Here is a 15,133-nt window from a genome sequence, read left to right as displayed (position 1 = left end):
GGCCGATGGGCCCGAGTGCCGGTCCGGGGGCCCTGTACGGTGGCGACCATGCGGTTTGGGGTGCTCGGGCCACTGGTGGTGTGGGACGGCGAGGGACGGGAAGTCAGGGTCCCCGAAGCCAAGGTCCGGGCCTTGCTGGCGGATCTGCTCGCGCACGACGGGGCGCCGGTCTCCGTCGACCGCCTCATCGACGACCTGTGGGGGGACGCGCCGCCGGCCAAGCCGTCGGGCGCGCTCCAGGCCAAGATCTCCCAACTGCGCCGGGTCATCGGGCGTGACCGGGTGGTCCGCCAGCCCCCGGGCTACCGGTTGCGGCTCGACGACGGCGGTGACGAGGTGGACGCCGTACGGTTCCGGGCCCTGGTGACGCGGGCCCGCCCCGTCCGGGACCCCCGCGCGCGGGCCGCGCTGCTCACCGAGGCGCTGGAGCTGTGGCGCGGGCCGGCGTACGCGGACTTCGCGGACGGCCTCTTCGTACGGGCAGCCGCCCAACGCCTCGCGGAACAGCGACTCTCGGTGCTGGAGGATCAGGCCGAGGCGCGGCTGGAGGCGGGGGACGACACGCTCCTCGCCGGGGAGCTCACCGACCTCGTGGCGCTCCACCCGCTGCGGGAGCGCCTGCGCGCCGTCCAGATGAGGACCCTGTACGCGGCGGGCCGCCAGAGCGAGGCGCTCGCGTCGTACGAGGACCTGCGGGCCCGGCTGGCGGGGGAGCTGGGCGTCGACCCGAGCCCCGAACTGGCCGCGCTGCACGGCGCGGTGCTGCGGCAGGAGCCGGGGCTGAGCGCGGGGGCGTACGCGGCGGCGACCATCACCCCGCCGGCTCCGGTCCCGGCCCCCGTCCCCGCCTCCGTTTCCGCGTCTGCCTCCGTCCCCGCCTCCGCCTCCGTCCCCGCCTCCGCCTCCGTTTCCGCGTCTGCCTCCGTTTCCGCGTCTGCCTCCGTCCCCGCCTCTGCCTCCGTCCCCGCCTCTGCCTCCGTCCCCACCTCCGTTTCTGCATCTGCCTTAGCCTCCGTTTGCGACTCCGCCCCAGCCTCTGCCTCAGCCCCCACCCTCGCCTCGGCCCGTGCGCCGGTCCCCGACCGCGTTCCTTCCAACCTCCCCGTCCCCCTCACCCCCCTCGTCGGCCGCCGGCAGGCGCTCGCGGACCTTTCCCGACTCCTCGCGGACGCACGGCTGGTGACCCTCACCGGGCCCGGCGGGGTGGGCAAGACCCGGCTGGCCGTGGCGGCGGCCACCGCCGAGCGGGACGGGGCGCGATCCGGTGAACTGGCCGACGGAACCTGGTTCGTGGAGTTCTCCGGCATCCGCGCCGGGACCCCGGCCGACCTGGCCCAGGTCGTCGCCGCCGCCCTCGGCATCCGCGACGACGCGCCGAGCTCGCCGCCCGGGATCGGCACCGGGGCGGCCACGCCCTCCCTTCCGCACCGCCTCGCGGCCGCCCTGCGCGACCGGCACACCCTGCTCGTCCTGGACAACTGCGAGCATGTCGTCGACGCAGCCGCCGAGCTCGCCGAGCTGCTCCTGCGCACCGCCCCCGGCCTGCGGATCCTCGCCACGGGACAGGAGACGCTCGGCCTGGCGGGCGAGGCGATGTTCCTGGTCGAGCCCCTGCCGCCCGCCGACGCCGTCCGGATGTTCATGGAGCGCGCGGCCGCCGCCACCCCGGGCTTCCCGCGCGACCCGGACGCGCCGGACGAGACCGAACGCCGGGCCGTCGCCGAGATCTGCCGCCGCCTCGACGGCATCCCGCTGGCGCTGGAACTCGCCGCCACCCGCGTACGGGCGCTGGGCGTACGGGAGTTGGCGGGGCGGCTCAACGACCGCTTCCGGGTGCTCACCTTCGGGCAGCGCGGCGCTCCGGCCCGCCAGCAGACGCTGCGGGCGGTGATCGACTGGAGCTGGGAGCTGCTCAGCGCGCCCGAACGCATCGTGCTGCGCCGCCTGGCCGCCCACAGCGACGGCTGCGACCTGGCAGCCGCCGAAGCGGTCTGCGCGGGGGACGGCGTCGCCCGGGACGAGGTGCTCGACCTTGTCACCCGGCTGGTCGACCGGTCCCTGGTGGTCGTGGTGGACGGGCCCACCGGCCCCCGCTACCGGCTCCTGGAGTCCGTCGCCGCGTACGCGACCGAGCGGCTCCACGAGATGGAGGACCTCACCTCCGTACGGGACCGTCATCTGCGCCACTACCGGGCACTGGCCGAGGACGCCGAGCCGCAGTTGCGGGGCGCCGGGCAGCGACCCTGGCTGGCCCGGCTGGACGCCGAGGCGGGCAACCTGCGGACGGCGCTCGACGAAGGGGTGCGCCGGGCGACCGCGGGAGAGCCGGCGGAGGCCGTCCGGCTGGCCACCGCCCTCGCCCGGTGGTGGCTGCTGCGGGGCCGGCTGACCGAGGCCCGCCGGAGCCTCGGCGCGGTGCTGGCCGTGACGGACGGGCCGCCCGAACTCATGCTCCTGCACGCCGCGTTCGCCCTGCTCACCGGAGACCCCGCCGCAGCGGCGACCGCGGCGACCCCGGCGACCAGCAACGGCCCCGGCCCTGGTCCCGGTTCCGGTCCCGGCACGGATGCGACCATCGCCGCCGCCGCCGCGATCCCCGACCCCGTGCGCCGGGCCAGGGCGCTCTGGCTGTGCGCGTACGGCCTGTTCAGCGCGGGTGACGCGGCCGGGAGCGGGGAGCTGAACACCCGGGCCCTCGCCCTGTTCACCGCGGCGGAGGACCAGTGGGGCATTGCTGCTGCTCTTGGCCTGCGCGCGATGCTCGCGCTGGGCTCCGGCGACCTCGCCGGCCTCGGCCGTGACGGCACGCGCAGTGCCCTGATCTTCCGCGAACTGGGCGACCGTTGGGGCGAGTTGCAGACCGTGTCCCCGCTCGCCGCGCTCGCCGAGATCAAGGGAGCGTACGAGGACGCCGAGCGCCGCCAGCACGACGGGCTGCGCCTGGCCCGGGAGTGGGGGCTGGAGGCGGAGGTGTCCGCGCGGCTCTCCGGGCTCGGCCGGCTCGCCCTGCTCGCCCGTGACTGGGACCGCGCCCGCGAACTGCACGAACAGGCGCGCCGGATCGCCGCCGAACAGGGGTACAAGTACGGCGAGATCCACTCCGAGATGGGCCTCGCTCTCGGGGCCCGCCGCTCGGGCGACCTCGACGGGGCCGAGCGGCATCTGCTGCGCATCCGCGACGGCCATGCCGACGTCTCCTCCCGGGCGGGCGACCATCTGCTCCTGGCCGAGCTCGGCTTCGTCGCCGAGCTGCGCGGCGACGCGCGCGGGGCGAACGCCCACCACCTGGCAGGCCTGGAGATCGCCCGTGCCCTCGCGGAGCCCCGCGCCCTGGCCCTCTCCCTGGAGGGCCTCGCCGGCGTGGCCGCGCTGCTCGGCGACGGCCCCGCCGCCACCCGGGCGGGCGTCCTCCTGGGCGCGGCGGCGGCCGCCCGGCGGCGGGCCGGGGCACCGCTCCCACCCGCCGAGCGCGCCGACGTCGACCGCGTCACCACCGGGGCCCGGGCCACGCTGGGAGCGGACGCGTTCACGGAGGCGTACGGAAGGGGGGCGCGGCTGGACCCCGGGGAGGCGGTGCACGAGGCCGGCGAAGTCCTTTCGGGACGCTGACGGATACGTAACCGAAACAGACCCGCGCGGTCCCTGAAGCAGCGCTCTGACCGGCCGGAAGTACGGCTCGGGGACGCTGGGGGCGTACCCGACCCCCGGTGTACGTGACGTTGGGAGACCCGTGCCGTGCTGAGCACCCGGAGGGGCGGCCTGGACCCCCGCGAGGAGACCAGCGCCCGTGGGCCGGCGGGCCCCCACGAGGCCGTGCGCGGCGGCGAGGCCGTCGGCACGGACCGGGGCATGGGTTCCCACGAGGCCGTCGGCTGCGGTGGGGGCCCCGGTTTCCACGAGGCCGTGGGCAGCGGCTCCCAGGAAGCCAAGGGCACCGGCGCGGGCATCGGCCCCCACGAGGCCGTCGGCGCCGGCGGGGGTCTCGACACCTCCGAGTGCCTCGGCACCCACGAGGACTCCGTACCCGCCCCGGCGCCGGGGGCCCACGTACCCTCGGCCGCCCACGTATCCGCGGGTGCCCACATACCCCCGGCCGCCTGCGTACCCCCGGGTGCCCACGTACCCCCGGGCACCCGGGCGGCCGAGGCAGGCCGCTCCCGCCGCCCGGGCCGGCTGCTCGCCGCCGTCGCCGGGCTGTGCGCCGTGGCGATGGCGCTGCACGCGTGGGTCCCGAACACGGGGGTCAACGCGGGCAGTCTCTTCCAGACGCTGCTGCCCTGGACCGGCCTCGGCGTGCCACTCCTCCTCGTCCTCGCCGCCGTACGCCGGTCCCGGACCGCCGCCGTGGCCGTGCTCGCGCCCGCCGTCGTCTGGAGCACGCTCTTCGGCGGCGCGCTCACCGACAAACGCTCGGGCGGCGGCGGCCTGACGGTGGTCAGCCACAACGTGAGCGAGGGGAACACCTACCCGGCCGGCACCGCGCGCGCACTCGTCGGGGCGGGCGCGGACATCCTGGCGCTCGAAGAGCTGTCCGACGCGTCGGCGACCGTCTACTCCCGCGAACTGGCCGCCGGCTATCCGCACCACGCGGTGATCGGCGGGGTCGGCATCTGGAGCAGGTACCCGCTGGCGGACGTGCGGGCGGTGCCGATCATGCCGTGGACCCGCGCGCTGCGCGCCACGGCCCGGACCCCGGACGGGCCCGTCGCCGTGTACGCGGTCCACCTGGCGTCGGTACGGGTCTCGGCGGCCGGTTTCACGACGGGCCGGCGCAACGAGGCGGCCCGCGAGCTGGCCGCCGCGCTCCGGGCGGAGCCCGCGCCCCGGGTCGTGGTGCTGGGCGACTTCAACGGGACGTACCTGGACGGAGCGCTGGCCCCGGTGACCTCGCAGCTGCGTTCCGCGCAACGGGAGGCGGGCGACGGCCTGGGGTTCACCTGGCCCGCCGCGTTCCCGGTGGTCCGCATCGACGACGTGCTGGTGCGGGGAATGACCCCGCGCGCCGCGTGGACCCTGCCCGCCACCGGCAGCGACCACCTTCCGGTGGCGGCCACGCTGGGCCGGTGATCTCCCCGCGGCGGCCCGGTGGCCTTCCCACGGCGGCCCGGTGACTTCCCCACGCTGGCCCGGTGGCCTTCCCGCGGCGGTCCGGTGACCTCCCCACGGCGGCCCGGTGGCCTTCCGCGGCGGCCCGGGGGACCCGGACCGCCGCCCTCCCCCGACTACGATGCGAGCGACCGATGACCTCGAACGCCCAGGTAGGCAGCGTGTCCGAAGCCCGGCGCCCGGCCCCGACACCGGCCCCCGTCAGCGTGCTCGTGGTCGAGGACGACGCCACCATCCGCCGCGCCGTGCAACTGGCCCTGGAACGCTACGGCTACCGGGTCGACGTGGCCGCCGACGGGCTCAGCGGCCTGGAGGCCTTCCGGGCGGGCGCGCACGACCTGCTGATCCTCGATGTGATGCTGCCCGAGCTGGACGGCATCGGCCTCTGCCACCGCATCCGCGAGGAGAGCCCCGTCCCGGTCCTGATGATGTCCGCGCGCGGCGACGCCCTCGACGTGGTCGCCGGCCTGGAGGCGGGGGCCGACGACTACGTGATCAAGCCCGTCGACACCGCCGTCATGGTCGCCCGCATCCGCGCCCTGCTGCGCCGCGCCACCTTCCGCCCGGAGACGGAGGGACCCGCGACCGGGAAGCCCGGCCGGACCGACCACATCCTGGTCTTCGGGGACCTCAGCGTGGACACCCTCGGCATGGAGGTGCGCCGGGCCGACGAGATCGTGTCGCTGACGCCGACCGAGCTCCGGCTGCTGCTGGAGTTCGCCGCCGCGCCCGGCTCGGTGCTCGACCGCCGCCGGCTGCTGCGCGATGTGTGGGACTACGGCTGGGAGGGCGACACCCGGGTCGTCGACCTGTGCGTACTGCGGCTGCGCAAGAAGATCGGCAGCGGGCGGATCGAGACCGTCCGCGGCTTCGGCTACAAGCTCGTCCGCGGCTGAGTGGCCGGCGGACGGCGTGGACCTCCTCAACCCCCGCGCCCTGCGCTGGAAGATCGCCGCCCTGGCCGCCGCCGCGTGCTGCGCGGTCGCGGCCGTCGTCGGCTTCCTGGTGCACGACGCGACCCGGGAGCGCGGGCTGCGCGTCGGTCACGACCGGACCCTCACCCGGCTGATCGCGGCCGAGCGGGAGTACGACCGTACGGGGAAGGCCCCGGCCGACATCGACGTACGGACCAGGGCGGAGCTGCCCGAACAGCTGGCGCGCGACCTCGCCGAACGCCGTCCGGACACCGACGGCGGGTACGCCACCTGGTACGACGTCGAGCCGCCCAACTGGTACTGGATGTGGGGCGCCGTGGCCGTCGGCGACGACCGGATCCTCGTCGTCCGGGACGACATGAGCGCCGAGGTCCGCAGCCTCCAGCTGCTGGACCGCAGCATCGTGAAATCCGTTCTCGCCGCCCTCGTCTTCGTCGTCCCGCTCGCAGCCCTCGCCACCGAGCCGATCAACCGGCGGCTGCGCCACGGGGCCCGTACCGCCCGCCGTATCGCCGACGGCGACCTGGACGCCCGCATCGGCGCCGGCGGGCGGGCCCGCGACGAGATCACCGAGATGTCGGCGGCCGTCGACGACATGGCCGGCGCCCTCCAGCACAAGCTGGAGACCGAGCGGCGCTTCACCGCCGACGTCGCGCACGAACTGCGCACCCCGCTCATGGGCCTGGTCACCGCCGCCGGGCTGCTGCCCGACGACGACGAGGCGACCGGTCTCGTACGGGACCGGCTGCGGGCCCTGAACGCGCTGGTCGAGGACCTGTTGGAGATCTCCCGCCTCGACGCGGGCGCCGAGCGGGCCCGCCTCGACCCGGTGCCGCTGGGCGAGCTGGTCGCCGACGTGGTGCGGCGTACGGGCACGGACACCCGGGTCGACGTCGGGGCCGCCGAGGTGGTGGAGACGGATCCGCGCCGGGTCGAGCGGATCGTGGTCAACCTCGTCACCAACGCCCACCGGCACGGCGCGGCCCCCGTCGCGGTGACCGTGACCGGGGCACGGATCGCCGTACGCGACCACGGGCCCGGATTCCCGCCCGACCTGCTGGAGCGGGGCCCGCAGCGCTTCCGCACCGGTGCGAGCGAACGCGGCCGGGGGCACGGTCTCGGCCTGACGGTCGCCCAGGGCCAGTCCGAGGTGCTCGGAGCCCGGCTGACCTTCGCGAACGCCCAGGGCGGCGGAGCGCTCGCGACGCTCGACCTGGCCCCGCGTCCGGCCTGATACGGAACCGATACGCACTCTCGGGGGGCGGAAACGGCGCCGTACGGGTGCGGAAGAACGACTCCTCGAAGGTGACGGAAGTACGGGAAACCGCACCGGTCACCAGGAGGAGCCCATGCCCGACATCCCCGCCGTTCCCGACATCCCTGCCGTTCCCGACACCTTTGCCGTTCCCGACGCCCCCGCCGTTCCTGCCCCCACGCCCGAGCCCGCCCCGGCCGCCGGGAGCGGCTTCCGTGCCCGCTTCCGTACCCGCTCCCATGTCTGCTTCCGTACCCGCTCCCGTGTCTGCTCCCGCTTCCGACTCCGCCGCTCGGTCCTCGTACCGCTGACCGCCGCCGTGGTGCTCGTGGCCGGTACGGGCGGGTGGTACGCGGCCGGCGGCGGCAGGTCCACGGTCGGGCCGGCCCCCGCCGAGGGCCCGGGGGAGAAGGTGGCGCCGCTCGCCAGGTCGCTGCACCTGCCCTGGCCGCGCGAGGGCCAGGCGAGCGTGGCGGTCGAGGGGATCGGCAGCCTCGGCACCCGGGGCGAGCAGAAGCCGGTCCCGATCGCGAGCGTCACCAAGGTCATGACGGCCTACGTGATCCTGAAGAGCCGCCCGATGCGGGCGGACGCCCCCGGCGCGACCGTGGTCGCCGACCGGCAGGCGGCCGACGAGTCGTACTCCTCCGTCGAGACGACCGCCCCCGTGCTCGCAGGCCGGGAGTACACCCAACGACGGCTGTTGGAGCTGATGATGGTTCCATCGGGCAACAACGTGGCCCGGCTGCTCGCCCGTTGGGACGCGGGCGACGAGAAGGCGTTCGTCGCGAAGATGAACCGGGCCGCCGCCGGACTCGGCATGCGCGCCACCACGTACACCGGGGTGAGCGGCATGGAGGCGAGTACGAGGAGCACGGCGGACGACCAACTGCGTTTGGCCCGTGCCGCCATGAAGGACCCGGCCTTCCGGCGGATCGTGGCGACGGCCTCCGTCACGGCCCCGGGCGCCGGGGTGACCTTCCGCAACACCAACAAACTGCTCGGACACGACGGGGTCGTCGGCCTGAAGACCGGCTCCTCCACGCCGGCGGGCGGCAACCTCGTCTGGGCCACCACGCAGGAGGTCGCCGGAGTCTCCCGCCTGGTCCTCGGGGTCGTCCTGCACCAGCGCGCCGGCACCACCCCCACCGAGGGCAGCGCCGCCGCCCACGAGGCCAGCCGCGCCCTGATCACCGCCATCCGCGCGGACCTCCCGGCGGCGGCGAACAGGGCATAGGCGCCGGGGCGAGGCGCTCGCGGGTCAGCGCAGGGTCTTCAGCATCTCCGCGGTGAACGGGGTGATGTCCGAGGCGCGTCCGTGCAGGGTCTTCGCCGCCCACTCGGGATCGGCGATCAGCGCCCTGCCGACGGCGACCATGTCGAACTCGTCGCGCTCCATCCGGTCCAGCAGCTGCTCGATGCCGGTCACCTTGGAGTCGTTGCCCTGGAAAGCGCTGAAGAAGTCGTCGTCCAGGCCGACCGAGCCGACGGTGAGGGTCGGCCTGCCGCTGATCTTCTTCACCCATCCGGCCAGGTTCAGGTCACTGCCCTCGAACTCCGGCAGCCAGTAGCGGCGGGTGGACGCGTGGAAGACGTCGACACCGGCCTCGGTGAGCGGTGTGAGCAGGGCGTCCAGCTCCTCCGGTGACCCGGCGAGCTTCGCCTCGTAGGAGTCCATCTTCCACTGGGACATCCGGAAGAAGAGCGGGAAGGCGTCGGAGACGGCGGCGCGGCAGGCCGCCACGATCTCGGCCGCGAAACGGGTCCGGGAGACCAGGTCGCCACCGTAGGCGTCGGTGCGCCGGTTGCTTCCGGACCACAGGAACTGGTCGATCAAGTAGCCGTGCGCGCCGTGCAGTTCGACGCCGTCGAAGCCGAGGCGCTCGGCGGCGGCCGCCGCGTCGGCGAAGGCCGCGATGACGTCGTCGAGGTCCTGCTGCGTCATGGCGCGCCCCTTGGGCTCGCCGCTCAGGGAAAGGCCCGAGGGGCCGACCGGCTCGGCGTCCGGTACGGGCCCGGCGCCTTCGGTCCGGGTGACGCCCACGTGCCACAGCTGCGGGATGATCGCGCCGCCCGCGCGGTGCACGGAGTCCGCCACCTCTCCCCAGCCCGCGAGCGCCGCCTCGCCGTGGAAGCGCGGGACCCGGTCGCTGGTGCCCGCGGATTCGTGGTCGACGTAGGTGCCCTCGGTGATGATCAGCCCGACGTCGCCGGCGGCCCGCCGGGTGTAGTAGTCCACCACGTCCTGCCCCGGCACGCCGTCCGGGGAGAACTGCCGGGTCATGGGCGCCATCGCGATCCGGTTCCGGCTGGTGAGCCCGCGGACGGTGAACGGCCGGGAGAGGGTGTCCGCCGCGCGGGCCGCCGTGCCTGTCACGCCGGTGGTCCCGCCCGCGGTCACGCCGGTGGTCCCGTCGGGCGCCACGTTGGTCGGAGCGGGTGCCGCCACGTTGGTCGGAGCGTGTGCCGTCACGTCTGTCACGTCGGTTTCCTGTCGATAGCCGGGGGTGTCCACCCCGCGCCAACACGCTTCCGCCGCGTGGGCATCCCGGCACCGGCCCCGTTCCGGGTAAAGTCTGGGCAAAGAACGGAGTCAGCCTCCGGTGGTCGGGTCGTGGTGGGTGCGGCGCGGCGGCGCGGGACTGTGACCTGGACCACTGCCGAACGCCGATGACGTCACCGTTCACCGCCGGTCATACCTCCGACGCCTTCCGGACGGGAAGGGCACGACAGACGGGACACCCCATGACCGACCCCGTGAAGGGCCCTGCCAGCTACTTCCCCTCGATCGAGAAGAAGTACGGCCGCCCGGTCTCCGAGTGGAAGGCACTCATCCGCGCCTCGCCGCTGACCAAGCACATGGAGCTGGTCGCCTGGCTCAAGTCCGACCACGGACTGGGCCACGGGCACGCCAACGCCCTCGTCGCGCACACCCTCGCCGAAGGCAACCACCCCTAGGGCAGCCACCTCTGGGGCAGCCACCTCTGGGGCAACCACCCCGAAGGCAACCACCCCAAGGCCAGCGCCCGCTGACCCGGTCTCCCGACGGCCCGCGTTTGTCGCCGCCTCCCTGCAGCTGTGTCCGCGATCGGTAACCGAGGCATCCCAGCGGGACGTTCGCCTGTCTGGACGGGTGCACGGCAGTGCACGGCATCGGTGGAGACAGCAAAAAGGGGCGGGCGGACATGGGCAAGCACAAGGGAAGGGCATGGCACAGCCGGCTCCTCGCGGCGGCGCTCGGCGTGACGGCGCTGGCCGCCGCCACCTCGGTGTGGACCGCACAGGCCGACACCACCGGGCGGCGGCCGTCGGGAAGTGTCGCCTCGCCGACCGAGCGGGACCGACCCGCGGCCAAGGTGGCGGCGGACATCGCGCACGCCTCGGACCGCGGGGAGCGGGGCGTCAACATCACCATCGACGACGGACCGGACCCGGTCTGGACGCCGCAGGTGCTGCGCCTGCTGAAGGACGAAGGCGTGAAGGCCACGTTCTGCATGGTGGGCACCCAGGCCCGGGCGTACCCGGACCTTGTCAAGCGGGTCGTGGCGGACGGCCACCGGCTGTGCAACCACACCGTCTCGCACGACACCACCATGGACACCAAGTCCGAGGCCTACCAGTCGCAGCAGATCCTGGACGCCGAACGCATGATCACCAAGGCGTCCGGAGGCGTCCGGTCGCAGTACTACCGGGCCCCGGGCGGCGCCTTCACCCCGTACAGCCGGCAGCTCGCCGCATCCCACGGCATGCGACCGCTGGGCTGGAACGTCGACACCAAGGACTTCGAGCACCCGGGCGCGGACACCATGGTCGCCACCGTCAAGCGCGAGATCTCCAACGGGCCGACCGTCCTCTTCCACGACGCGGGCGGGGAACGCTCCCAGACGTTGGCCGCTCTGCGCGAGGTCCTGCCCTGGCTGGCGGAGCAGGGCTACTCCTTCGGATTCCCCGTGCGCTGACCGCCCAGCTCCAGCGGTACGCCGGCCCGCCGCACGGTCAGCGGACCCAGTACCCCGAAGTCCACAGCTGCTGCCCCCACCTTCGACCGCCACAGTAACGGCCACCGTCCGCGACCGGCCCGACGGAGCCGCCGCGTGACGCGGCCGGGCCGTCCCGGGGTGGGGCTGATGCCCAACGATCCACACCCGCCAGTAGAGTTCGATGCTTGTTCGATTCGACGCGAGGTGGGGGGACGGATGGTGGGAACACAACTGAGAGACACCGCACAAGAGTTGGCGGCGGTGTTGTGGCGGGAGCACACCGTGTACCGGGAACGGTCCGGGGGGATGGTCATCCGGGGTGAACACGTACGGCGGTGGATCAGCCTTGCTCCGGCGGGCGGCCGGGACGAGATTCTCGTACGCGCGGGCCGCATCCTGGACGGCGGCACCACCGCTCCGGCGCGTTCGGAGGCCGTGGTGCCCCTCTCCGCCGGTACGGGCGTGCTCGCCGCGACCTGCCGGCGCTTGCTGGCCGACGCGGCGGCCGACACGGCGCGGCCCGCTCCGGACCGGGCGGACACGGGACGGGCCCGAGGGTCCCGCCGGTCCCGCAGGTCCGCGCGGCGCAACGGCAGGGGAAGGCACACCGGTTTCAGCTCATGGGTGATCCTCGTGTGCGTCGTCGGCGTGATCGCCCTGTTCGCGTACACCTCCGCGACGCACCGCTGACGCGGGGCGTCGGCATGGAGCTACCGGGACCGGGGCCGCAACGGTGAGTGTCACGTGATTGTCAGTACCCGCTGGCAGGATCCCGTGCCATGACCGCACCGATCAGTGAGTCGTGGACGCGCATAGAGAAGTGGCTGGCCGAGCACGCGCCGACGACCTACGGGGCGCTGGCGCCGCCCGCCGCTCCGGCGGATATCGCCGCGACCGAACGAGACATCGGCCACCCGCTCCCGAGGCCCCTGGTGACGTCATTGCTGCGGCACGACGGCCTCGGCGCCCAGGGGGGATCGCTGCTGCCCGGGTTCTACAGGCCGATCGGCGCACGGCGGATCGCGGACGAGTGGCGGCTCTTCACCGGCTTCTACGACAGGCACACGGCGGAGGAGACGGGGGACGAGGAGGTGAACTTCGACTTCATGGGCACGGGGTTCAGCAGCGTTCTCTACGGACATCCTCGGTTGATCCCCATCGCACGGGACGTAGGCGGGGGCTACCTCGTGCTGGACCAGCGCCCGGAGATCGACCGGGGGCGTGTCCACCAAGCCGAGGCCGTGGAGGGCGTCATGCGTGGATCCCATGAGATGTGGGCGTCCCTGCCCGTGCTCATGGAGACCGTAGCCGCGTCGCTGGAGACCGGCAGGCCCGTCGAACACTTCAGGCCCGAGGTGGACGAGGAACAGCGGCTGCGGTGGGACGTCGTGCCGCTGCGCGACGACCGGGCCGTGGAGAAGCGTGCTGTGCGTCAGCCATGACGGGGGCACTCGCCGCCGGCCGACGACGTCAGTGAGCAGCGTGTGTCAGCGCGTGGCGTCCCGCTCCGCCGACCACACGGCGGACCGGTGAACCACGGGACCGTCGACACGGACCGCCCCCGCCGCCCAGGCGGCCCAGAGCAGTTCCTGGCACCCGAAGAAGGACTCCCCCCAGCTGTCCACCCAGAGGTGGACGCGGGACGGCCCGACCTGTGTGGCGTCCCACCACTCCCAGCCCCGGGAGCTCTCGTCGGGAGCGAAACGATGCGGCCAGTCGTGCAGCTCCCACGGCCGGCCGCCCCCGGCGTGCGTCACGTACCCGTCGCGGCCGGCCCGTGCGAACTGCGGGGCGGCCCGCTCCCCGCTCCCGGGACTCACCGCGGCGAACCAGTCCGGAACACCCTCGACCGGGAGGTTCCCCTGCTCGAAATCCGCGGTGCGGCCCAGCCGCACCGCGGCGCAGAGCACCGAACGCAGGCGCCGTCGGTACGCCGCCGCGCCCCCGGAGACGTCAACGGCGAAGAGGGCGAGAACGGACGGCGCGTTCCTCACCGCCCTCAGCATGTTCGGCCCGTTGCTGGCGCAGATCATCGGTGCGACCTTCCTGCTGTCGGCGACGGACCGTCTGCCGCCGCGCGCCGCGACCACCGGCCTGGCGTTCTTCTTCGCAGCGATCACCACCATCCTGGCCCTGCCCGGACTGTCCGTCTCGACGGTCTTCGCGATCCTGGCGGTGCAGGGCACGCTCGGCTCGGTCGGCGGCGGGGTGCGCTACGGACTGCTCGCCGAGATCGTCCCCGCCAGGGGCTATCTGCTCGGCCGTTCGGTGCTCAACATGTGTGCGGGAGCGCTGCAGATCTTCGGGTACGCCGTCGGCGCCGTGCTCGTCAACGTCCTGACGCCTCGCGGGACCCTGCTGACAGGCGCCGCCCTCTTCGTCGTGGCCGCGTCCGTCGCCCGCATCGGTCTCGCGAGCCGGCCGCCGCGCGCACAGGGGCGCCCGTCCGTGCGGGAGACCTGGCGGAGCAACGCGCGCTGTGGGCATCGAAGCCGCGGCGCCGCGTCTACCTGGCGCTGTGGGTGCCCAACGGTCTCGTCGTCGGCTGTGAGTCGCTCTTCGTCTCCCACGCCCCACGCCACGCGGGGCTCCTGTTCGCCCCCGCCGCGGTGGGCATGCTGGCAGGAGACACGTTGGCGGGTCGCTTCCTGTCCTCGCGGTGGCGCGACAGACTTGGTCCGCCACCCCTGCTACTGCTGCTCGCCGCCCCCTACCTGATCTTCGTCCTGCATCCGGCGCTGCCCGTGGTCCTCGCCGCCGTGACCCTGGCCTCGGTCGGCTTCTCCGCCAACCTGCTGCTCCAGGAACGCCTGATGACCATGGTCCCGGGCGAGCTGAGGGGACACGCCTTCGGACTGCACCACTCGGGGATGTTCACCATGCAGGGCGTCGCGGCGGCGACCGCCGGCGGCATCGCGCAGCTCACGTCGCCGACGACCGCCATGACCGTGATGGCCGCTGCTCCGTCGCCGTCACTTTCGCTCTCACGCCCGGCCTCCGGCGCCCCGGGCCGCCGGCCGGAGCCGTGCCGGCCGAGGAGGTGCCTTCCGAAGCCGCACGGACCGAGGCCGGGGCCGGCGCCGTCCGCGGAACGCGGCATCCGTCCACTGAATAGGAGACGCCTCATGCTCGGCAGCGGGCGTCGGCGGAATGCGAGCGGCGTGGGGCGGCGGAGAGCACGAAAGCGATACGCGCGCCGGGCCCGGCGCTGACGCGGACCCGCCGCGTGGCGGCGGCCGTGCCGGCAGACAGGTCCTGACCCCGATCACTTCGCCTTCCGCAGCAGTCCGATCACGGCGTTCCTCAGCTCCTCCTCGACGGCGAGGGCGACCCGGTAGCCCCCGGAGTGGACGACGGCGGTCGGAGTACCGTCCCCGAGGCGGGCGAAGTCGATCCGGTTGAGGTTGCGGTCCTCGATCTCCCTGAGCCAGTAGGCGGGGGACGCGTTGTACGGGCCGCCGCGGAAGGAACGCGTCAGCCCTGAACGGGGATCAGAGACGAGATAGGTGGTTTCGCCGTTGCCCTGGCCTCCGTGCCGGAGCGGCGCGGCCGCTGGTTGGCCGGGTTGGTACTGAGGGTGCGCCACCTGGTCCGGATCTGGTGCGCGACGCCTGAACTGGTCCAGACAACAATCAAGGCCCGGGTCAATGACCTGGGCCTCCGTCGTGGAGCGGGTGACGAGAATCGAACTCGCGCTCTGAGCTTGGGAATCAGCGGATCTCGGGCTACCGGAGCCGCTCTGAGCTGTGCTTTCCCGTTGGGCGGGATGGATGGGCATGGTCTTTGGGCGCCGTACCCGACCACTGTTGTCCGCTTCGCTGGGCACGGATGGGGCACAGCTGTTGAGGGTCCGAACA

Annotated in this window: 12 protein-coding genes and 1 pseudogene; 10 read left to right on the top strand and 3 right to left on the bottom strand. The window is 73.9% G+C overall.

The features are described from left to right. The first annotated feature begins 48 nt into the window (after window positions 1-48). The 5 genes from AC3CH1_RS12835 to AC3CH1_RS12815 all read left to right on the top strand — a co-directional run bounded on the left by AC3CH1_RS12835 (window position 49) and on the right by AC3CH1_RS12815 (window position 8,533). Entirely contained in the window at window positions 49-3,609 is a 3,561-nt protein-coding gene (locus AC3CH1_RS12835; RefSeq protein WP_488463017.1) for an AfsR/SARP family transcriptional regulator, read from the top strand. 564 nt (window positions 3,610-4,173) lie between these two features. Beyond that, entirely contained in the window at window positions 4,174-5,067 is an 894-nt protein-coding gene (locus tag AC3CH1_RS12830) for an endonuclease/exonuclease/phosphatase family protein (protein ID WP_488463489.1), read from the top strand. A gap of 173 nt (window positions 5,068-5,240) precedes the next feature. Next, a complete protein-coding gene (gene cseB / locus AC3CH1_RS12825) occupies window positions 5,241-6,002 on the top strand; it encodes a two-component system response regulator CseB (protein ID WP_488463016.1) in 762 nt (253 codons plus the stop codon). A gap of 16 nt (window positions 6,003-6,018) precedes the next feature. Next, complete coding sequence (locus AC3CH1_RS12820; protein WP_488463015.1) at window positions 6,019-7,275, top strand: sensor histidine kinase; 1,257 nt, start codon at window positions 6,019-6,021, stop codon at window positions 7,273-7,275. Between the two features lie 340 nt (window positions 7,276-7,615). Further along, window positions 7,616-8,533 carry a D-alanyl-D-alanine carboxypeptidase family protein gene (locus AC3CH1_RS12815; protein ID WP_488463488.1) on the top strand — a complete coding sequence of 306 codons (918 nt, stop codon included), beginning with the start codon at window positions 7,616-7,618 and terminating at the stop codon, window positions 8,531-8,533. A gap of 24 nt (window positions 8,534-8,557) precedes the next feature. Here AC3CH1_RS12815 and AC3CH1_RS12810 read toward each other — a convergent pair whose 3' ends face one another. Continuing rightward, window positions 8,558-9,673 (bottom strand): NADH:flavin oxidoreductase, encoded by a 1,116-nt coding sequence (locus AC3CH1_RS12810; protein WP_488463487.1) that lies wholly within the window; start codon window positions 9,671-9,673, stop codon window positions 8,558-8,560. A gap of 368 nt (window positions 9,674-10,041) precedes the next feature. On the opposite strand from AC3CH1_RS12810, the gene AC3CH1_RS12805 reads away from it, so the two are divergent. From AC3CH1_RS12805 to AC3CH1_RS12790, 4 genes are all read left to right on the top strand, one after another. Then, complete coding sequence (locus tag AC3CH1_RS12805) at window positions 10,042-10,254, top strand: DUF4287 domain-containing protein (RefSeq protein ID WP_488463014.1); 213 nt, start codon at window positions 10,042-10,044, stop codon at window positions 10,252-10,254. 227 nt (window positions 10,255-10,481) lie between these two features. Beyond that, window positions 10,482-11,255, top strand: a complete 774-nt coding sequence (locus tag AC3CH1_RS12800) for a polysaccharide deacetylase family protein (RefSeq protein ID WP_488463013.1) — start codon at window positions 10,482-10,484, stop codon at window positions 11,253-11,255. Between the two features lie 237 nt (window positions 11,256-11,492). After that, window positions 11,493-11,966, top strand: a complete 474-nt coding sequence (locus AC3CH1_RS12795; protein ID WP_488463012.1) for a hypothetical protein — start codon at window positions 11,493-11,495, stop codon at window positions 11,964-11,966. 89 nt (window positions 11,967-12,055) lie between these two features. After that, window positions 12,056-12,718, top strand: a complete 663-nt coding sequence (locus AC3CH1_RS12790; RefSeq protein WP_488463011.1) for an SMI1/KNR4 family protein — start codon at window positions 12,056-12,058, stop codon at window positions 12,716-12,718. Window positions 12,719-12,763: 45 nt separating this feature from the next. Here AC3CH1_RS12790 and AC3CH1_RS12785 read toward each other — a convergent pair whose 3' ends face one another. Continuing rightward, the gene (locus tag AC3CH1_RS12785) at window positions 12,764-13,270 is read right to left on the bottom strand and encodes a hypothetical protein (protein ID WP_488463010.1); all 507 of its coding nucleotides are present in this window, start codon (window positions 13,268-13,270) and stop codon (window positions 12,764-12,766) included. Here AC3CH1_RS12785 and AC3CH1_RS12780 point away from each other — a divergent pair. Continuing rightward, window positions 13,248-14,391, top strand: a pseudogene (locus tag AC3CH1_RS12780) (MFS transporter); the annotation flags it as partial. The gene AC3CH1_RS12785 and the pseudogene AC3CH1_RS12780 overlap by 23 nt on opposite strands. Before the next feature lie 150 nt (window positions 14,392-14,541). On the opposite strand, the gene AC3CH1_RS12775 reads toward AC3CH1_RS12780, so the two are convergent. Continuing rightward, on the bottom strand, window positions 14,542-14,862 hold the full coding sequence (locus tag AC3CH1_RS12775) for a hypothetical protein (protein ID WP_488463009.1): 321 nt from the start codon (window positions 14,860-14,862) through the stop codon (window positions 14,542-14,544). Window positions 14,863-15,133 lie beyond the last annotated feature (271 nt).

The sequence above is a fragment of the Streptomyces sp. MGP-P1 genome, assembly GCF_057766565.1.
This window is presented reverse-complemented; position numbering and strand designations above follow the sequence as displayed.

What these genes read in the sequence shown, in the direction of transcription:
- AC3CH1_RS12795 (WP_488463012.1), top strand. Translation starts at nt 11,493, where the DNA reads ATGGTGGGAACACAACTGAGAGACACCGCACAAGAGTTGGCGGCGGTG.
- AC3CH1_RS12790 (WP_488463011.1), top strand. Translation starts at nt 12,056, where the DNA reads ATGACCGCACCGATCAGTGAGTCGTGGACGCGCATAGAGAAGTGGCTG.
- cseB (WP_488463016.1), top strand. Translation starts at nt 5,241, where the DNA reads ATGACCTCGAACGCCCAGGTAGGCAGCGTGTCCGAAGCCCGGCGCCCG.
- AC3CH1_RS12835 (WP_488463017.1), top strand. Translation starts at nt 49, where the DNA reads ATGCGGTTTGGGGTGCTCGGGCCACTGGTGGTGTGGGACGGCGAGGGA.
- AC3CH1_RS12805 (WP_488463014.1), top strand. Translation starts at nt 10,042, where the DNA reads ATGACCGACCCCGTGAAGGGCCCTGCCAGCTACTTCCCCTCGATCGAG.
- AC3CH1_RS12800 (WP_488463013.1), top strand. Translation starts at nt 10,482, where the DNA reads ATGGGCAAGCACAAGGGAAGGGCATGGCACAGCCGGCTCCTCGCGGCG.